The sequence below is a fragment of the Paramylibacter kogurei genome (assembly GCF_002742285.1).
Classification (GTDB): Bacteria; Pseudomonadota; Alphaproteobacteria; order Rhodobacterales; family Rhodobacteraceae; genus Amylibacter; species Amylibacter kogurei.
Genome location: NZ_MDGM01000012.1, coordinates 418,606 through 438,337 on the forward strand (window position 1 = coordinate 418,606; position 19,732 = coordinate 438,337).

Below are 19,732 nucleotides of genomic sequence, written 5' to 3' on the forward strand. Positions count from 1 at the left end.
CCCAAACGCCAGCATTAAAACCCGCCAGCCGTGAACCTGAAACGTAATTTGCGGTGTGTTATGCTGGATATTTCCATTTTCTCTTGGTCGGATCAATTCGAAAACCTAATGAAATTTTTGATGGATGGCGGCCCATCGATCTGGGCGATTGCGGCTGTGTCGGTTGTGGCAATGGCGATAATCTTGTGGAAATTATGGCGATTGGCGTTGATGGGTGCATGGGCGCGGCGCGGGGCAAGGCGTGCGTTGATTGCACTGCGTGCGGGTGATTTTGATCAGGCACTTGATAATGCCAAAACACGGCGGGGCTTGCGCGGGCGTTTCACGGCGGCGACCATTCAACACGCCAAAGATTTGCCCATCGATCAGGCACGCGAGGCAACCACGCGCATTGCAAAACTGGAATTGGCCAAAGCGGGGCGGGGGCTTCGCGGGTTGGAATTGATCGCAAATATTGCGCCACTGTTGGGATTGCTGGGCACGGTGTTGGGCATGATCGCCGCATTCCAAGCATTACAAGACAGCGGGAGCCGCGCCGATCCTGCGATCCTTGCAGGCGGGATATGGGAGGCGTTGTTAACAACCGCGGCGGGGATGGCGGTGGCGATCCCTGCGACGGTTGCGCTGACGTGGTTTGAAAGCGTTGTTGATAATATACGCCAAGATTTTGAAGACATCGCGACACAGATTTTTCTGGCACAGCAAAATGAGCCATCGACACAGATTTTGCGCGTGGCGGCGGAGTGATGGAATTTGCACAACCATTGCGGCGCAGGCGTCGCCCCAGCCTGACTCCCATGATTGATGTGGTGTTTTTGCTGTTGGTGTTTTTCATGCTGGCATCACAATTTGGCAAGGATCAGGCCGTGACACTGCCGATATTGGGGGGCGATGCGGGTGCGAAATACACCGGCCCCCCGCGTTTGATCACGGTGATGCGGGATCAAATCCAATTAAACGGGGCCACGATGGGATTAACCAGCGTCATTGAACAATTGCAAACCCTGACTACAGGCCCTGATGATATCATCGTGCTGCGCGGTGGCGATGATGCGAACGCCCAAGACATGCTGGATATATTTAACGCGTTGCAAGGGGCAGGGTTTTCAACCGTTGTGATGGTGGAGTGAATGGATTTTTCAACGAAAGTGCCACGGCAAAGATCGGAATCCATTGTGCCAATGATCAATGTGGTGTTCCTGTTGTTGATATTTTTCCTGATGACGTCGGTGATTAAACAACCCGCGCCGTTTGAATTAACACCACCAAACGCGGATCAGTTGCGCATGAGTGAGGGCGAAATGGCCGTGTATGTTTCCAATGATGGCATGGTGCGGTTTGATACGTTTGAAAACGATATCGCATGGCAACGGCTCAAGGGGCGGATTGATGCAAAAACCAATGTAAAATTGCATGTTGATGCCAGTTTGCCCGCCCCAATTTTAGCGCAGGTCATGGCGCAGTTTCGCACGGTGGGTGCGGCCAATGTCGAAATTATCACAACGGCAAAATGATCAAACTGTTTGAAACTCTTGGTTTTGGCGCAATTGCCGTGGCGGTGCATCTGGTGATGATGTTTGGCTTGCCAAATCGCGGCAGCCAAGCGGGCGGCGAAGCGGGTGAACATCTGTTATCGCTGCAAGGATCAACGCCACAGATTGAACAATTGGTGGCGGAATGGACCGCGCCGCCAGAAACCGTTGTTACGATGGCAGAGGAACCTGTCGTTGCGCCAACCCTGCCAACACCCCCCGTGATTATACCAAGCGCGCCCGCGCCAAACGCAACGCCCGCCTTACCAATCAAGGATGTGGTTGAAACACCCAAAGTCGTGGCGCCATCGGATCAGATGTCAATTAAACCAAAGGCGCGACCAAAGCGTGTGAAGCCGATTGAAACGGCAAAGCCCAAAGTTGCAAAAACGCCCAAGCCACAGGCAAAAGCAAAGAATTCATCGACCGCCAGCAAAGCACAGAAAAAGCAAAAATCGGCAGGTAGCGGTGGTGGAAAATCCGCGGGGAACGCGGGCAAGGCGGCGGTGAAATCTGGCAAATCTGCCAATTCCGCCAAGGCGTTGGAAGTGTGGGGCGCACAGGTTCGCCGCGCAATTGAACGGCGCAAAGGATCGGTGCGCGGCATGAAACGGCGCGTAACTGTCACCATCCGCGTGAATGTTGCCGCCAATGGTCAGGTGCTGAGCTTTCAAATTGTGAAATCATCAGGCAACGCCAAGGCGGATAATGCCGCGCTGAAAACCTTGAACGGGATTAAATCCATGCCAAAGGCGGTAAAGGGCGTGAGCAAATCAAAACATAGTTTTGTGATCCCAATGATTTACCAACCGTGAAAATAATAATTGACAAAATTTGTCAGATATAAGATGAACCCATAAAGTAACCACCCGACTCGCGTCTGGCAGTGAAGATGAAAACGCGAGAAGGACGGGAAATGACCCCCAATAGATTTATCGTTGCAACCGTTGCAACATTCGCGGCCCAAGCTGCCGTAGCACAAGATTCCACCACCGTGGACCCCATCGTTATCAACGCTGGCCAAGACAAGGTTGCATCCGATGTGGCGCAATCGGTGAGCGTGGTAAACCAAGAAAAATTGGATGAAATTCAGGCCGCCAATATCGGTGATATCCTGAACCAAGTGCCCGGTGTTTCTGGTATTGGATCAAGCAGCCCGCTTGGCCAATCATTCAACATTCGCGGCGTTGGTGCAGGTGTGACATCGGCGGCGTCATCAATCCTGACACTGGTGGATGGTGAAGAGCTTTATTACGAAAGCTATCGCCAAGGGTCGATTTTTGTGGAACCCGAATTGTTAAAACGGGTCGAGGTTTTGCGCGGCCCTGGTTCATCAACGCTTTATGGTTCTGGTGCGATGGGTGGCGTGGTTTTGATGGAAACCAAAGATGCCCGCGATTTTCTGACCGACGGCGATACATTCGCGGTGCGTCAAAAGCTAACGTTTGAAAGCAACGAGGATAAATCCCAATCCACCACGATTTTGGCATTTGCACCTGATGACAATTTCGATGCGTTATTTGCACTGTCATATTCCGATATTGGTACAAGCGAGGACGGCGATGGCAACACATTGATCCGCACCAATGCCGATATCGCCAATGTTTTGGCCAAGGCGAATTACACCAAGGGTGATCATCGTTTTGGCGTGTCCTATCAACATCTGTATTCCGATGGCACCAACCAAGATTTCAATCAGTTGGACGGAAGTGCAACATTCCCGTGGGGCGTGGGCAATATCACGACACAGTCGCAGGTTGCAAAGCTGGAACATAATTACAGCCCAACCGACAACCCGTTTATCGATTTGACCACCAGCCTGTCATACACCAATTCACAGATTGACGTGGCACAGGGCACAATCGCCAGCGAACCGGTTTTTGCGTCATTAATCGGCGAGCGATCCTATGAATTGTGGAAGCTGAAAACAGAAAACACCGCCGATATTTCAGGTGCTGCGGGTGAGCATTATTTGACGTTTGGTGCGGCGGTTTCACGCAAAGATCGCACATCGAACCCCGCGTCAGGTTCCCACCCAGAAGCCACAACAGATACGTTTGAGATTTATGCGCTAAGCGAATTTTCCCCAACTGATCGTTTGACGATCAACACAGGGTTACGCATCGATCATCAACGTGTTGAACCCGCAGACAGCGTGACCGTGACCAGTGATTCAACAACAGGCACCGCGATCGAGCCGCAAATTTCAGCGATCTATAAATTGAACGAAAACTGGAATGTGTTGGGATCGCTTGCGCGTGTAAACAGACTACCCACGGATGATGAAATCTTTGATGCATTTAGCGGGGGTGCGGCCAATTTGGATTTGGATCCTGAAAAGGGGACGAACACAGAAATTGGTGTGTCCTATGTGGGATCAAACCTGTTCACCGCAAATGACGAGATCGATTTAAAATTCACCGCATTTTACAATGATATCAAAGACAAAATTGTGCGCACCAATGCGGGCGCGGGGCAGCCTGGGTTTGATAATATTGATCGTGCAATCATCAAAGGTGCGGAAATCGAAGGGCGCTATGTCGTGGGCAAATTTGCAGCATCCATGGGCGTGACCCTGATTGACGGGCAGGGTCCAAATGGCAGCAAGCTGAATTCAATTGCGAATAATTCAATCATGCTTGGCCTGTCATATCAATTCACACCTGAATTCAAGATGGGCATCAACAGCACATTCGCCGCTGACCGCACACAGGATCGTGGTGAATTTGATGGCTATAACGTGCACAACGTTTACGCCACTTACAGCCCTGATCGGGGTGTGTTGAAGGGCACAGAAATCCATCTGGGCATCGATAATATCGCCGATACAACCTATCAGCCCGCGACATATCTGTCGCAAGCGGCCAAGGGGCGAAACATCAAACTGTCTTTGGCAAAAACATTCTAAGCGGAGAGCGAAATGTTAGATCATTCAATCGCAGATAATTACGAACGGTTCGAAAACCTGATCCAAGAAAAAGGATCAATGCGTGCAGTGGACGCTGCCAAGTCATTGGGCATCAGCGAGGCAGAGCTGGTCGAGGCGAAACAAATTTCAGGTGCGGCGAAACGATTGCGCCGCGATCCTGAACGTGGGTTCGCACCCTTGATCGAGGGTATGGTTGGCCTTGGCGAAGTGATGTGTTTAACGCGCAATGAACATGCGGTGCACGAACGTTACGGCGAATTTGACAACGTTAACATCGGCCCTGTGATGGGGCTGGTTTTGAACAAAACCATTGATCTGCGCATTTTCATGAACCGTTGGGCCTTTGGCTTTGTCATCGAAGAACAGGTGAAATCTGGCCTGCGGATCAGCCTGCAATTTTTTGATAAATCGGGTACGGCGGTGCATAAAATTTACCCAACAGATCAAACCGATCGTGCGGGGTTTGATGCGCTGGTTGCGGATTGGATTGACACGAGCGCCGATCAAATCATCACGCAACCAATGCCCCCAATTGCCGCGGATCGCCCTGATCACGATGTTGATGTTGCCGCATTGCGCAAAGATTGGGATGCCATGAGCGATGTGCATCAATTCCACGGCATGTTGAAAAAACACAATGTCGGGCGGATGCAGGCATTGCGATTGGTTGGCGAAGATGTGGCATGGCAGGTTCCACCCGAGGCGATCACATGGGCGTTGGAACGCGCGGTTGATGCGCAATTGCCGATCATGGTTTTCATTGGCAATAATGGTTGTATCCAAATCCATACGGGTGCCATTGAAAATGTAAAACCAATGGGGCCGTGGATTAACATCCTTGATCCCAAATTCCATATGCATCTGCGTCAAGATCACGTGGCCCATGCATGGATCGTGCGCAAACCATCCAAAGATGGGTTTGTCACATCGCTTGAGGCATTCGATGAAAACGGCCAGAACTTTTTCTTGATGTTTGGTGAACGCCACGAAGGGAACCCAGAATTGGAAGCATGGCGTGATTTGCTTGCTGGGTTGGGTAAGAAATGAAATTGCTTACACATTTCATGTTGATCGGCGCGCTCGCAATTGCGGGCGCATCCCACGCACAGGACTATAAACGCATCGCATCGGCGGGCGGGGATATCACCGAAATTATCTATGGGCTTGGCGCAGGTGATCGCGTGATCGCAGTTGATAGCACCTCTGGTTACCCAGCCGCAGTGAAAGACAAGGCGCAAATCGGTTATGTGCGCGGCCTGTCCGCCGAAGGCGTGTTATCCATCGCACCCGATCTGTTGATTGGTGCGGATGATATGGGCCCACCCAATGTGATCGACAATCTACGCGCTGCCAATTTGGATGTTGCCATCGCACCCCTTGGTCAAGGTGGGGATCGTGTTGTGACCAAGATCAAATTCGTTGGCGAAACATTGGGATTGCAAACACGCGCCGATGAATTGATCGCTGATTACAGCGCCAAGATGGCAGCACTTGCCGATCAGGTTGATGCGCTAAAAACCAAGCCACGGGTGTTGTTTATCCTGTCCATGCGCGATGGTGCCCCGATTGTGGGGGGGGCGGAAACCTCGGCCAATGATATCATTGAACTGGCAGGTGGCGTGAATGTCGGCGAGGGTTTTTCGGGCTGGAAGCCGATGAATTCAGAGGCATTGATCGCCGCCAACCCCGATGTGATCGTGATGTCTGCGAGCCATGCGGAAAATATGGGCGATGATGGCGCGGTTTTGGATCGTGCGGACATCAAATTAACCAATGCTGGCAAAGCCGAAAATCTGGTCAAGATGGACGCGATGTTATTGCTGGGCTTTGGTCCGCGCACACCAACTGCGGTGGCAGAGTTGATGCATCATATCCATCCGCATTCACATTAAAATGGCACTGTTGGAAATAACACAAATTCGCGGGCGCAGACTGCCGTTTCACACGATGGTGTTTGTCGTTCTGTTGGCCACGCTGTTGATCGTGGCCATTGGCGAATTGGTTTTGGGGCCTGTGCGATTAAACCTATCGCAGATTTATGATGCAATTGTGGGTAATGGCGAACCAATGCCCGCCGCAATTGTCACCCAAATCCGTGCACCGCGCATGGTATTGGGGCTTGGCATTGGGATGTCGCTGGCGATTTGTGGTGCGGTTTTACAAGGGTTGTTACGCAACCCATTGGCCGATCCGGGATTGATCGGGATATCGGGTGGCGCATCGGCGGCGGTGGTTGTGGTGATTGTGTTGGGGGATATGTTTCTGGGTGAAATCCCAGTCGGAATCCGCCCCTATGTTTTGCCCATTGCGGCGTTTTGCGGCGCATTGTTGGTGACGGCGTTGATCCTTGGCTTTGCCCAAAAAAACGGGGAAATGTCGATTGGGCGCCTTATCCTTGTTGGGGTTGCGATCAATGCGATTGCAGGGGCCGGCATCGGGTTTTTGACCTATATTTCCAACGATACGCAATTGCGTGACCTCACATTTTGGTCAATGGGCAGTTTGGCCAAAACCGGTTGGTTTGGGGTTGGGATCAGCGTGACGATCATGATGATTTCAAACGTGGTTTTGCTGCGCTATGCGCGTGCACTTGATCTGTTTCAACTGGGGGAACGTGCCGCATTTCACAGCGGTCTTGCGATCACCAAAATCAAATTCAGCGCCTGTGCGATTTGCGCCGTGGCGGTGGGGGCAGGGGTATCCATCGCAGGCCCGATTGGATTTATCGGATTGGTATCCCCCCATATCGCACGCATGATTATCGGCAGTGCGCATCATTTGTTATTGCCAGCATCGGCATTGTTGGGCGGTGTATTATTGCTCTGTGCTGATTTGATCGTGCGCAATGTGATCCCACCCCAAGAATTGCCCATTGGTTTGGCCACATCATTGATCGGCGGGCCATTCTTTTTATTCCTTTTGCTGCGGGAAAAACGGCTATGATTACGGGGCGCAATTTATCGCTGGCATTTGGCAATACACAGGTGTTGCGCGGGGCGAATATTGATGTGCCATTGGGCAGATTGGTTGCGATCTGTGGCCCCAATGGTGCGGGTAAATCCACGGTGCTTTCTGTTTTGGCGGGTGAGCAGAAACATTATCAGGGTGACGTTTATTTTGGCGATGAAGCATTGGCGGATTTAACCTCGCGTGATCTGTCGCGCCGCCGCGCAGTGTTGGAACAAAGCCCAAGTCTATCTGCGAATTTTTGCGTTGATGAATTGGTGCGTTTGTCGATCCCAATGGAATTACCCCCGCGTGATACCGATGTGATGGTGTGCAATATTTTGGATCAACTGGGATTATCGGAATTTGCCAAACGCCGTGTTGATAACCTGTCAGGGGGGCAACGTCACCGCGCACATTTGGCGCGTGTCTTGGCACAGGTTTATGCCAATCAAACGCTGTTTGGGGCGGGGTATCTGTTTTTGGATGAACCCACGGCCAGTTTGGATATTTTGCACCAGATTGCAGTGATGAAAATCGCAAGGGCGGCGGCGCAAAACGGGGTTGGTGTTTTGGTGGTGTTGCATGATTTGAACCTTGCCGCCGCATTTGCCGATGACGTGGTAATGGTAAATCGTGGTGAAACAGTCGCGGCAGGCCCCGTGGGACAAGTATTCGCCAGCAAGCTTTTGTCCCAGATTTACGAAACCCCGATCAACGTTGATAAACACAGCTCTGGTCGGTTGGTGATTTACCCTGAATTACAGGATTTGGCGGGGTGATTTCCGATTGGATTGATCATGAAACAACCGCCCGGGGCGAAATGCACCAAGGCCAGTGTTGGTCAGTTTCGCCATATGCCAGGCCAAGGCTTGGTTGCTGGAGATCACGGGTTTGTTTCCCGCTCGCTCGATCACATCAATTACGTCAAGCGTATCCAAATTCGTACAGGACAAAAACACACCGTCACAGGCTGGATCCGCGCCGATATCAATCGCTGCACGGGCGATATCATCGGGGGAAATCCGTGCGACATTTTCATCGAGCGATTCATTAAAGCTTGCGAATTTTGCGGTGGTGATCCCACTGTTTGACAGCGCGGATTGCAAGGTTGCATTTATCGCCGCGATATAGGGGGACACGAGTGCCAGATTGGTCATGTTCAAATGCCGACAGGCGGCAATCACCGCCGAGAGCGGATTGGTCACATGTTCGGTGCTACACCCCGATTTGATCGCATCCGCCACACCATCCGTCCCAATTACCGAACTGGCAGAGGTACAGCCATATCCAACCGCACCAAATCGTGTTGCGCGGGGAAACATGGCCGCGGATTTTGGCAACCCTGCCTTCATCGCGTTGAGCGTATCGCGGGTGATCGTATCGGCATTGGAAATACGGCTGACCATGATTTTTGTGGTGTCGGGCGAAAACAGGCGCTGGAAATCATGTTCGACCCGTTCATCGGTTTGCAAAACGATCAGGCCAAGGGTTGAGTGGGGCGGTTCCCTGCGTGTGTATGAATAATTATTCATATCACCACCATATTCGCAGGCGCACGCGGGGATAACATTTCGGCACCCGTTTCGCGAATGACGATGTTTTCCTCGTGTACCAAGATGCGCCCCTGTGTGGTTTCAATGGATGGTTCCAAGGTTAACACCATTCCGTCCACCAGTGGTAAATTTTCCGCCGCGATCAACGATGGCCATTCCGTAAGCTGTAGCCCAAGCCCATGGCCAAAACGCCCCGCCTGTGCCGCCTTGCCCCCGCCCGTTACCTTAACCATGGCATGGAATACATCGGCGCAGGTGGCGCCGATACGTGCGGTTGCCAGCCCTGCATCCACCGCGTCTTGCAATCTGGAAAATGCGTCGCTGGTTTTGGGGTCGGGTTTTCCAACACTATAATTGCGATCAAAATCGGCGAAATATCCATCCCAAGTCACCCCAGTATCCAGCATCAAAATATCACCATCTGATAATTCACGCGCACTGGGTAGGGATATCACATCGCTGTATCCCGATGGGCCAAGCCCGCTGGCAAGATAGGGCACGCAATCCGCACCCTCGGCCAAACACAGCCTTTGAAATTCACGACAGACCATATCGTGTGATCGTCCCCTGTGGGCGATTTCAGGAACGCGGGCAAATGCACGCCCTGCAATATCGCAGGCGGTTTTGATTTTGGCAATTTCGGCGTCTGATTTCACCATACGCAAGGATCGGGTGATATTGGCGTCATCGCCAAACCGATCCGCACCGATGGATGCGATCATGCGGTGATAATCATTGAGCGGCATACGCAAATGGGATTCATGCCCTGATGGAATCGCGATACGCCCAGATGGTGCAAATTCGCGCAAAGTTTCACACAGCAATGAAATGCCATCATCATTCAGATCGGGGGATACCCATGTGCGAATATCATCCACCCAAGTTTGCGCCATCAATTCATGACCAATGCTTGGGATCACCGCCACGGGTTTGCCGCTGGCAGGGATAATCATAAACCATGGGCGCGATGGGCTTTCCCAGAAACGGGTTTGATACCCGCTGAAATAGGCAAACTCTGGCGCGGTGGTCAGCAATATCGCGGATATACCGTGATCCGCCATGGCGCGCTGGGCGCGTTTGGTGCGCGATTGATATTCCGAAATGGCAAACCCGCATTGGTTCATATATCGCTACCTTCGCTCAGGATACATAAAACCCGCGCGGTTTCATCCAAGCCATATTGTCCGATTAATTGCGTTAGCCCCGCATATCCCGCACCCCCTGATGGTGACGTTTCCAAATCATGGGCGGGCAAATCTGCGATGGCGTTTACACATTCATCATCTGTGATGGTCATGAAATAATCCGCGTCCAATGACAGACCTTTTAATGCGATCAAGGATGGTTCCTTGCAATCCAATCGGCCCATATTTGATTCTGCACCTTGGGTTAGCACGCATTTACCTGCGCGGATGCTGTTGATCAGGGCAGGGGCGCGATCGGGTTCAACCACAATGATGGTTGGGTCATCCCCCCAGATGCGACGCGCATATCGCGCAATTGCCCCTGCCAAGCCACCAACGCCAGCTTGCAGGAATATATGTGTGGGTGGTGCTGGGATTTGTGCCACGGTTTCCTGTGCCAAAACCGTATATCCCTGCATCAAGCGATGGGGCGCATCGACATAGCCATTCCAAGAGCTGTCGGATAATAAAAACCAGTTGTTTTTTTGCGCAGCATCCTGTGCGGCGTCCATGCTAGCCTGATATGTATCCCCTGCACGCACAACCTGTGCGCCCAGATCAGACAGGCGTTTGGCAAATGATTCTGGAACAGCGTTGGAAATATAGACCACCGATTTTGCACCAAAAATACCTGCACCCGCCGCCACCGATAACCCGTGATTGCCCGCGCTGGCGGTGACAAACACATGATCGGATATATCGCCAGTGGCCGCCATATGGGCGATGACATAGGCCGCGCCCAATGCCTTAAAACTGCCCAGCCCCATGCGGGTGCGCTCGTCTTTGATATAAATCGCGCCAAGCCCGTGTCGTTGCGCCAAGGTTGTGCAATCACACAGCGGGGTTTCGCGATAATCAGGACAGCGTTTTAACAATGCCATTGGGGCGGTGGCATCATCGCTTGGCATTGGAATTTCATCCATTTGGATGCCATCGCCGCGCCATTTGTTGGGTAATATTTCCACGTGTTGATCCTTTTCTGTGCTAGGCTAAAACCCAATTTATGATCTGGCGAGGAAAATCGCGACATGGGGCAGAGTTTTTGAAAATCGAACCGTGTTTTCATCAAATCACCACAAAAACAAAACCAATATCTGATACGATTTGCACATAATTGTTTTGACAAAAAACGCGTAATACATACTTTTAGAACCAATGTAGCGGCGAAAATTGATATTCTTTGTCAAAAAAGTATCAGTTGTTAGCGCTAAAATACTGGCTGAATCTCTGATTTAGCTGCAGCCTGTTCGAACACGTTGGTAATCCAACTATGATTTCTGGGAGGAATAAATATGAAATCTCTACGTAACACTGCTGTGGGCATGACGCTTGCTGCTACAGCAGCATCATTCGCCACTGCTGGTGAATTAACAATCGCGACCGTGAACAACGGTCACATGATTGAAATGCAAAAATTGACTCCAAAATTCGAAGAAGCCAACCCTGGCATCACCGTAAAATGGGTCACTTTGGACGAGGGCACATTGCGTAGCCGCGTCACAACAGACATCACAACCAAAGGTGGTCAGTTCGACGTGATGACAATCGGCATGTACGAAGCGCCGATTTGGGGTTCACGCAACTGGTTGGAAGCGTTGGAATTTGGCGCTGACTATGATGTTGATGACATTCTGCCAGCAATGCGCGGCGGTCTAAGCCACGAAGGCAATCTGTATGCTGCGCCATTTTATGGTGAATCATCAATGATTATGTATCGCAAGGATCTTTTGGATGCTGCGGGCATGACAATGCCAGATCACCCAAGCTGGGGCCATGTTCAAGACGCGGCTGCGGCAATGACAGATAAAGACGCTGGTCAATATGGTATCTGTTTGCGCGGTAAACCAGGTTGGGGCGACAACATGGCGTTCTTGACAACAATGGCAAACAGCTTTGGTGGCCAATGGTTCAACGAAGACTGGACACCAGCATTGGATAGCGCTGCATGGAAACACGCCGTGACATTCTACAAAGATTTGTTGGATAACTATGGACCTCCCGGTTCATCAGCGAATTCATTCAACGAAATCTTGGCGTTGATGAACGAAGGCAAATGCGGCATGTGGATCGACGCCACAATCGCGGCATCATTCCTGACCAACGAAAACATGGCTTATGCACAAGCACCACAAGCAATCACAACACGTGGTTCAAACTGGTTGTGGGCATGGTCATTGGCTGTACCAGCTGGCACAAAGCAAAAAGAAGATGCGATGAAGTTCATCGAATGGGCGACATCTAAAGAGTACATCGAACTTGTTGCTGAAACAAACGGTTGGGGCGCTGTTCCAACAGGCACACGTCAGTCAACATATGACAATGCTGAGTTCCAAGCGGCCGCTGGTTTTGCATCTGCTGAATTGACAGCGATCTTGTCTGCAAATCCTGAAAACTCTTCGCAAAACCCATCACCATATGTTGGTGTACAGTTTGCTGCGATCCCAGAATTCCAAGCAATCGGGACAGCAGTTGGTCAGCAAATGACAGCCGTATTGGCGGGTGACATTTCTGTCGAAGAAGGTCTTGCAGCAGCACAAGAAGCAGCAGACCGCGAAATGCGCAAAGCGGGTTACTACTAAACCCACCGCGCTTATCTAAACGTTTTTACGCATATTCTGGGGCGGCGATCTGATCGCCCCAGAACCCCAATACCCACTTATATCCATTCCAACTTGACAGGTGACGGCGATGAACGCGACGCTTACACGATGGCTCCAGGCACCTTCAATTATCCTTCTGTTTATCTGGATGATTGTCCCGCTGAGCCTGACAGTTTATTTTTCAACCATCCGATACAATCTTTTGTATCCAGAGCGCACAGGCTTTATCGGGCTTGATAACTATCGTTTTTTCTGGACCGATCCGGCGTTTATGCCCGCATTGCTCAACACACTTGTTTTGGTTGGCTCTGTTTTATTTATCACGGTTATTTTGGGCCTGACCATTGCCGTGCTGATTGATCGCCCGTTTCGTGGCCGCAGTATTGCACGTGTTATGTTGATCTCGCCGTTTTTCATCATGCCAACGGTTTCGGCCTTGGTTTGGAAAAACATGCTGATGGATCCAAACAACGGGTTATTCGCCGCATTAGCCAATGCGCTGGGTGGTACACCGATTGAATGGCTTCAGGATTTTCCGCTCTTGTCGATTATCATCATGGTCAGCTGGCAATGGACGCCATTTGCGATCCTGATTTTCATGACATCCCTGCAATCCCAAGACCAAGAACAAAAAGAAGCGGCAACGCTTGATGGTGCGGGTTTCTGGGCACAGTTTCGCAATCTAACCTTGCCGCATCTGGCGCGTCCAATTGCGATTGTGATCCTGATCCAGATGATTTTCCATCTTGCGATTTTCGCAGAAATTTTCGTGACAACCAGCGGTGGTCCAGGGGTTCAATCCACAAACCTGACCTACCTGATTTATATCCAGTCTCAACAGGCATTTGATGTCGGTGTTGCGTCTGCTGGTGGTGTCTTTGCAATCATCCTCGCCAATATTGTTGCGATCTTCTTGATCCGTGCAATTGGCAAAACGCTGACGGTGTAATCATGACAGATAAACAAAGAGATATCCTTAAGAACCGTATCGCAGTTTTCTTTGCTTGGGTTGCCGCATTGGCGTTCTTTTTCCCAATCTTCTGGATGGTACTGACAGGGTTTAAAACCGAAAATCAGGCGATTGCCATTCCGCCATTGTTGTTCTTTGAACCGACACTGGAAAATTACACGGAAATTCAATCGCGCATGAACTACACGCATTTTGCGATGAACTCGATCATCACATCCTTTGGCGGAACACTTTTGGCATTGTTGATCGCAATCCCATCCGCATATTCCATGGCGTTTAACACGGGCCGCTGGACCAAGGATATTTTGATGTGGATGCTTTCCACCAAAATGTTGCCTGCGGTGGGTGTGTTGATGCCGATCTATCTGATTTGTCAAAAATTCGGCCTGTTGGATTCGCGCATTGCGCTGGTGGTTATCTATGCGATGATGAACCTTCCGATCGTGATGTTGATCTTGTTCAACTATTTTCGCGAAATTCCCAAGGAAATTTTGGAAGCATCGCGCATGGATGGCACATCCACATTGAATGAAATCCGCCAAGTGGTGATGCCGCTTGCATGGGGTGGCATTGCGTCCACCGCGCTGTTGTCGATCATTCTGTGCTGGAACGAAGCATTCTGGTCGATCGTTTTGACCACAACAGAAGCAAGCACATTGACCGCATTCGTGGCATCATTCCAAGCACCCGAAGGGTTGTTCTGGGCCAAAGTATCCGCCGTATCAACACTGGCCTGTGCGCCGATTGTGGTATTCGGTTGGTTGGCACAAAAACAATTGGTGCAGGGTCTAACCTTTGGTGCGGTGAAGTAATGTTAAACGCTGCCCCCACAGATTTGTCAGGGAAAACCTGTATCGTGACGGGTGCCAATGGTGGCATCGGACAGAGCACGGTTGAACATTTTCTGGCAAGCGGTGCATCGGTCTGTGCAACAGATATCGGTGACACCTATGCGGGGGCAGCGCATGCATCACTTTCGTATCAACCGTTTAATTTGCTGGATGACCAAGGATTGCAAGATTGCATTGCATGGACAGCATCCATCAAACCCGACGTGTTTTTCAACAATGCCGCAATTTTCGATATGGGTTCGGTGTTAGACGCGGATCTAAATCAATTTGATCGCCTGTTTGGTCTGAATGTCCGCGCATTATATGCGTTGATGCAGGCCGGCGCGCAATCAATGGTAAAGCATGGCCAAAAAGGTGCAATTATTAACATGGCCAGCCAAGCTGGGCATCGTGGCGAAGCCTTGGTTGCGCATTACTGCGCCACCAAAGCCGCGGTGATCAGCTATACACAATCCGCCGCATTGGCATTGGCGCCACATCATATCCGTGTGAATGCAATTTCACCGGGGGTGATTGACACACCCATGTGGGGCCATGTGGATGCGTTATTTGCGAAATTTGAAAACAAAAAATTGGGACAAAAGAAACAAGAGGTCGGCGATGCCGTACCGCTTGGCTATATGGGAACACCGCGCGATGTGGCGCGTGTGGCGTTGTTTTTGGCAAGCGAACAATCCAATTACATGACCGCACAAACAATATCTGTGGATGGGGGGAATGTATTGCGATGACACGTTCACCGATCCTTGTACCCGAACTGGAAATCATTCCAGAACAGGACGATAGCCTGATTTATCTTGAACATGGCTGGCCCAACCCGTTGTGCCGCTGGCACAGCCACCAAGAATGCGAATTGCATTTGATCTTGGCAACAACAGGGCGGGCATATGTTGGCGATTACATCGGCGATTTTGCCCCCGGTGGTTTGTTCCTAACAGGCCCCCATCTGCCCCATAACTGGATCACGGATGAGGTCTGGACAGAACCCGTTCCTGAACGCGATATGGTGATTCAATTTGACCAAGACCGCTTGTTGCGATTGATCAAAGCATTCCCTGAATTTGCTGGGGTTAATCAGGTGTTGAAAGAGGCTGAATCAGGATTGGAATGGTTCGGGCTTCGCGTCGAAGATATGCAAAAACGCTTTGCCTATATCCGCGATACGACGGGGCCAAATCAAATCATGGCTTTCCTTGATTTCATGTTGGAAATTTCACGCAACAAGGATCGCAAAACCTTGTCTGTGGCAAAGCTTTACCATGAAAATCGCAACCCGCGTCAGATGAAAATCTGCGAAGTGGTCGATTACATCGTGGAACGATTTGCCGAAGATATTTCCGTCGAAAAAGCAGCGGATATTGCGGGCATGTCACCCACAACATTTTCACGCAATTTTCGCGCGGTCACCGGAAACCGCTTTGTGGAATTCGTAAACCGCGTGCGCATTGGTCAGGCTTGTAGCTTGCTTTATGCGACCGACGAACAAGTCTCGAGCATCTGTTTTGACGTTGGTTATCAAAACCTTGCCAATTTTAACCGCCACTTTCAAAAAATGAAAAATATGACCCCTTCAGAATATCGCGAATTGGCTCAGGACGAGCTGTTGAATACGGAAAGGAGCGCGTCATGAACCGACAAGCAACCCCCCGTTTATATGAAACAAAATATGATCACACCGCGGTTACAACAGGTGCGGTTCATCTGGGATTTGGTGCGTTTCACCGTGCGCATCAGGCGATTTATATCGATGATTACATGGAAAAAACCGGCGATTTGGCGTGGGGTATTACCGCGGTTAATCTGCGCCGTGAAGAAACCGTAAATTTTGCGAAAAACCGCGCGGATGGAAATGGTTACATCGTCAAAAGCATGGCCCCAGACGGAAGCCAGGAATTTCGCCGCGTGCGATCACACAACGCATTTGTTGATTGGCATACCCAAACCGAAGAAGCGGAAAATTTACTGGCACAGGCATCCCTGCATTTTGTGACAATCACCGTCACCGAAAGCGGATATTATTTGGATGCAAATGGTGTGTTGGATGCGCATGACCCGATTATCGCCAATGAATTATCTGGCCATGGGCGTGCGACGGTTTATGGATATTTGCAACAGGGATTGCAGCGTCGCAAAGACGCGGACAACGGTGGTTTAACCGTCATGTGTTGCGATAACATTCGCCAAAATGGCAAAATGTTACGTGCCAATTTCCTGCGCTATTTGGAACTGGCAGGGGCGGGTGATCTGCGCAACTGGGTCGAACAAAACTGCACATTCCCTTGTTCGATGGTGGATCGTATCACACCGCGCAGCTCGCAAATCTTGATTGATGAAATTCAATCCCTGTTTGGCGATAACCCCATCGCACCCGTGATGGGCGAAGATTTCACACAATGGGTGATCGAAGATAACTTTGCCGCACAAATGCCCGATCTGGGTCTGGTGGATGCAACAATCACCCGAGATGTTGCCCCATACGAAGAAGCGAAAATTCGCATTTTGAATGGTGGGCATACATGCCTGACCTATCTTGGCGCGTTAAAGGGGCATGAAACCTTTGACAGTGCGATGAATGATGCAGAATTATTCGAACATTTCTGGGGCTACACCCACGGCGAAGTTTTACCTGCTCTGACGATTGATCTGCCGTTCGACAAAGAACAATATCTGCAGAAAATCATTGCACGGTTTAAAAATGCATCCATCGGGGACACGGTTGAACGTATCTGTGCCGATGGATTTTTGAAATTCCCCATTTTCATTTTGCCCACTTTGCGTGGCTGTTTGAAACAAGGGGTTTTCCCAACACATGGCGTGCGTGCCATTGCCAGCTGGTATGTGTTTGCAAAACATATCGACGCTGGAAAAATGAATATCCAATACGCAGAGCCAAATTGGGATCGCCTGCAACCGATGTTATCGGACACAGGTTTGGATGCGTTTATCAACGCCACAGAATTATGGGACAATTTGCCAAAGGACTATCCCGAATTTAGCACGCAGCTATCCGCTGCAATAAAGGAAATGGAGCTGACATGGCCGGTGTAACAATAGAAAACTTGCGAAAATCATATGGTGATATCGAAGTCATGCATGGCGTCGATCTTAATATCGAAGACGGCGAATTCGTTGTGTTCGTGGGGCCATCTGGCTGTGGTAAATCAACGCTTTTGCGTATGATTGCGGGGCTGGAAGAGGTCACATCAGGCACGGTTGCCATTGGTGATCAGGTGGTCAACGATGTTGCCCCATCCAAACGCGGTGTGGCGATGGTGTTCCAAACCTATGCGCTTTATCCCCATATGACCGTGTTTAAAAACATGGCCTTTGGTTTGATGCAGGCAAAAACACCAGAAGACGAAATCAACCGTCGCGTGACGCAAGCCGCTGAAATTTTGCAGATCACAGATTATCTGGATCGCAGCCCGCGCAACCTGTCAGGTGGTCAACGCCAACGTGTGGCCATCGGCCGTGCGATTGTTCGCGACCCAGAAGTGTTCTTGTTTGACGAACCTTTGTCCAATCTTGATGCGGCCTTGCGCGTGCAAACACGCCTTGAAATCAAACGTCTGCACGAGCGTCTGCAATCCACGATGATTTACGTGACACACGATCAGGTCGAAGCGATGACACTGGCCGATAAAATCGTGGTGCTGCGCGATGGGTATATCGAACAGGTCGGCTCGCCGATCGAATTGTATACACGCCCTGCAAATCAGTTTGTGGCCGGTTTCATCGGCAGCCCGCAAATGAATTTCTTTGATGCGGATGATTGCAACAATGCGAACGCAAGCGGCAATATCACTGGCGTGCGTCCCGAACACCTGACACAGGTGAAATCAAAAGGATTGATTTCGGGCAAATTGGAATTGGTTGAACAAATGGGCGAATTTGCTCTGGTTCACTTGTCCACGCCAAAGGGTGCGATGTTCTCTGCTAAAATGCCATTGCCGCCGACGGAAAAATTGGGTGAAACACTTGAATTTAATGCAAATTCTGACGATTTGATCCATCTGTTTGATCCGCAATCAGGACTACGTATTTCAGAATGAAACCAGCGGAATTTCTCGTCTTTGGCGAGGCATTGTTCGACCTTTTCGTAACATCTACCGATAATCCCGCCGTGCCAAATGTAGTGGCGCGTGCGGGTGGTTCGCCGATGAACGTGGCGATTGGATTGTCGCGATTGGGCTGTGCGTCTGCGCTGTTATCCCAGATTTCAAATGATAATCTGGGCAACGGCTTGATGGAGCTTTTGGCGAAAGAAGGTGTCGATCTGAATTACCTGGCACGCACAGATTGTGAATCAACGCTCAGCGTGATCGCAACCGATGCCACAGGTCAGCCAAGTTACAGTTTTTATACCCAAGGTGCGGATGGCACATTGTCGGTGGATGAATTGCCGCAATTACCAGATTCAATCCACGCGCTCCATTTTGGATCATATGCGCTTGTGCTGGGTGAAACCGCAAATACGGCATATGTTTTGGCGCAACGCGAAAAACATCGCCTGATCACGCTTGATCCCAATATTCGCCCAACGATTGAACCTGACCCGGCCGTCTGGATCAAACGCATTGATGCCTTGATGCCATATGTGGATGTGGTGAAAATCAGCGACGAAGATATTCGTGTGCTTTATGGCGAAGATTGCGATGTGGAACACCACGCGCGCGCATTTTTGGACCAAGGTGCCAAGCTGGTGTTTTTAACCCGTGGCGGTGATGGTGGTCAGGTGTTTAGCACAGATCACAATTTCCAAGGGAAACCACCCAAAATTACCGTGGCTGATACGGTTGGGGCAGGGGACACTTTCATGGCGATGCTGCTTTGTGAATTGGCAAAAACAGACGATATCACTGATGCTGATTTTATGGCGACAACGCTTGAAAAATGTCTCTATGCGGCGGCGATTACCTGTACGCGTGTGGGGGCGGATCTGCCCTATTTGGCTGATCTAGATATCTCGCTTTAATCCCATCATATTTTGGCGCGATTGGGAACATATCGCGCCAAAATTCAGGTCAAATTTTACGGCTATTTCGATAAAACTAGTTATATCATTTACGATGCGCCCATGCCGTTTAAAAACTGGCAAGGCAACGCGTCAGTACGATGCGAATTTGTAGCTAAATCAGCTTCCGTCACGGACACAATTCGATAA

At 50.4% G+C, this 19,732-nt stretch carries 20 protein-coding genes; 17 read left to right on the top strand and 3 right to left on the bottom strand.

Annotated elements, in window-relative coordinates; genetic code table 11:
* Positions 1–60 precede the first annotated feature (60 nt).
* The 9 genes from BFP76_RS07500 to BFP76_RS07540 all read left to right on the top strand — a co-directional run bounded on the left by BFP76_RS07500 (position 61) and on the right by BFP76_RS07540 (position 8,189).
* Positions 61–747 carry a MotA/TolQ/ExbB proton channel family protein gene (locus BFP76_RS07500; RefSeq protein WP_099592540.1) on the top strand — a complete coding sequence of 229 codons (687 nt, stop codon included), beginning with the start codon at positions 61–63 and terminating at the stop codon, positions 745–747.
* Positions 747–1,130, top strand: a complete 384-nt coding sequence (locus BFP76_RS07505) for an ExbD/TolR family protein (protein ID WP_099592542.1) — start codon at positions 747–749, stop codon at positions 1,128–1,130. Before BFP76_RS07500 ends, BFP76_RS07505 begins: the two co-directional genes overlap by 1 nt.
* Complete coding sequence (locus BFP76_RS07510) at positions 1,131–1,514, top strand: ExbD/TolR family protein (RefSeq protein ID WP_099592544.1); 384 nt, start codon at positions 1,131–1,133, stop codon at positions 1,512–1,514.
* Entirely contained in the window at positions 1,511–2,347 is an 837-nt protein-coding gene (locus BFP76_RS07515) for a TonB family protein (protein WP_099592545.1), read from the top strand. Before BFP76_RS07510 ends, BFP76_RS07515 begins: the two co-directional genes overlap by 4 nt.
* Positions 2,348–2,448: 101 nt before the next feature.
* A complete protein-coding gene (locus BFP76_RS07520; protein ID WP_165775681.1) occupies positions 2,449–4,440 on the top strand; it encodes a TonB-dependent receptor domain-containing protein in 1,992 nt (663 codons plus the stop codon).
* A gap of 12 nt (positions 4,441–4,452) precedes the next feature.
* Positions 4,453–5,508: a hemin-degrading factor gene (locus BFP76_RS07525; protein WP_099592548.1), complete on the top strand. Its 1,056-nt coding sequence runs from the start codon at positions 4,453–4,455 to the stop codon at positions 5,506–5,508.
* Positions 5,505–6,353 (top strand): heme/hemin ABC transporter substrate-binding protein, encoded by an 849-nt coding sequence (locus BFP76_RS07530; RefSeq protein WP_099592549.1) that lies wholly within the window; start codon positions 5,505–5,507, stop codon positions 6,351–6,353. The genes BFP76_RS07525 and BFP76_RS07530 overlap by 4 nt, the downstream gene beginning before the upstream one ends.
* A gap of 1 nt (position 6,354) precedes the next feature.
* Positions 6,355–7,404, top strand: a complete 1,050-nt coding sequence (locus BFP76_RS07535) for a FecCD family ABC transporter permease (RefSeq protein WP_099592551.1) — start codon at positions 6,355–6,357, stop codon at positions 7,402–7,404.
* Positions 7,401–8,189: an ATP-binding cassette domain-containing protein gene (locus BFP76_RS07540; protein WP_099592553.1), complete on the top strand. Its 789-nt coding sequence runs from the start codon at positions 7,401–7,403 to the stop codon at positions 8,187–8,189. The genes BFP76_RS07535 and BFP76_RS07540 overlap by 4 nt, the downstream gene beginning before the upstream one ends.
* Here the strand turns inward: BFP76_RS07540 and BFP76_RS07545 are convergent.
* The 3 genes from BFP76_RS07545 to BFP76_RS07555 are packed head-to-tail and all read right to left on the bottom strand — an operon-like array spanning position 8,169 to position 11,112.
* Positions 8,169–8,942, bottom strand: coding sequence for a maleate cis-trans isomerase family protein (locus tag BFP76_RS07545; protein ID WP_099592554.1), 774 nt, complete (start codon positions 8,940–8,942; stop codon positions 8,169–8,171). The genes BFP76_RS07540 and BFP76_RS07545 overlap by 21 nt on opposite strands.
* Positions 8,939–10,087, bottom strand: a complete 1,149-nt coding sequence (locus BFP76_RS07550; RefSeq protein WP_099592556.1) for a M24 family metallopeptidase — start codon at positions 10,085–10,087, stop codon at positions 8,939–8,941. The genes BFP76_RS07545 and BFP76_RS07550 overlap by 4 nt, the downstream gene beginning before the upstream one ends.
* A complete protein-coding gene (locus tag BFP76_RS07555) occupies positions 10,084–11,112 on the bottom strand; it encodes a pyridoxal-phosphate dependent enzyme (RefSeq protein WP_099592558.1) in 1,029 nt (342 codons plus the stop codon). The genes BFP76_RS07550 and BFP76_RS07555 overlap by 4 nt, the downstream gene beginning before the upstream one ends.
* Before the next feature lie 327 nt (positions 11,113–11,439).
* On the opposite strand from BFP76_RS07555, the gene BFP76_RS07560 reads away from it, so the two are divergent.
* The 8 genes from BFP76_RS07560 (at position 11,440) to BFP76_RS07595 (ending at position 19,543) form a co-directional block, all read left to right on the top strand.
* Positions 11,440–12,726 carry an ABC transporter substrate-binding protein gene (locus BFP76_RS07560; protein WP_099592560.1) on the top strand — a complete coding sequence of 429 codons (1,287 nt, stop codon included), beginning with the start codon at positions 11,440–11,442 and terminating at the stop codon, positions 12,724–12,726.
* Between the two features lie 109 nt (positions 12,727–12,835).
* Positions 12,836–13,696, top strand: a complete 861-nt coding sequence (locus BFP76_RS07565; protein WP_099592562.1) for a carbohydrate ABC transporter permease — start codon at positions 12,836–12,838, stop codon at positions 13,694–13,696.
* 2 nt (positions 13,697–13,698) lie between these two features.
* Positions 13,699–14,529 carry a carbohydrate ABC transporter permease gene (locus BFP76_RS07570; RefSeq protein WP_099592563.1) on the top strand — a complete coding sequence of 277 codons (831 nt, stop codon included), beginning with the start codon at positions 13,699–13,701 and terminating at the stop codon, positions 14,527–14,529.
* Positions 14,529–15,299: an SDR family oxidoreductase gene (locus BFP76_RS07575; RefSeq protein ID WP_099592564.1), complete on the top strand. Its 771-nt coding sequence runs from the start codon at positions 14,529–14,531 to the stop codon at positions 15,297–15,299. Before BFP76_RS07570 ends, BFP76_RS07575 begins: the two co-directional genes overlap by 1 nt.
* On the top strand, positions 15,296–16,198 hold the full coding sequence (locus BFP76_RS07580) for a helix-turn-helix domain-containing protein (protein WP_099592566.1): 903 nt from the start codon (positions 15,296–15,298) through the stop codon (positions 16,196–16,198). Before BFP76_RS07575 ends, BFP76_RS07580 begins: the two co-directional genes overlap by 4 nt.
* Positions 16,195–17,616, top strand: a complete 1,422-nt coding sequence (locus tag BFP76_RS07585; protein WP_099592567.1) for a mannitol dehydrogenase family protein — start codon at positions 16,195–16,197, stop codon at positions 17,614–17,616. The genes BFP76_RS07580 and BFP76_RS07585 overlap by 4 nt, the downstream gene beginning before the upstream one ends.
* Entirely contained in the window at positions 17,604–18,620 is a 1,017-nt protein-coding gene (locus tag BFP76_RS07590) for an ABC transporter ATP-binding protein (protein WP_099592569.1), read from the top strand. Before BFP76_RS07585 ends, BFP76_RS07590 begins: the two co-directional genes overlap by 13 nt.
* Positions 18,617–19,543, top strand: coding sequence for a carbohydrate kinase family protein (locus BFP76_RS07595; RefSeq protein ID WP_099592571.1), 927 nt, complete (start codon positions 18,617–18,619; stop codon positions 19,541–19,543). Before BFP76_RS07590 ends, BFP76_RS07595 begins: the two co-directional genes overlap by 4 nt.
* Positions 19,544–19,732: the final 189 nt, after the last annotated feature.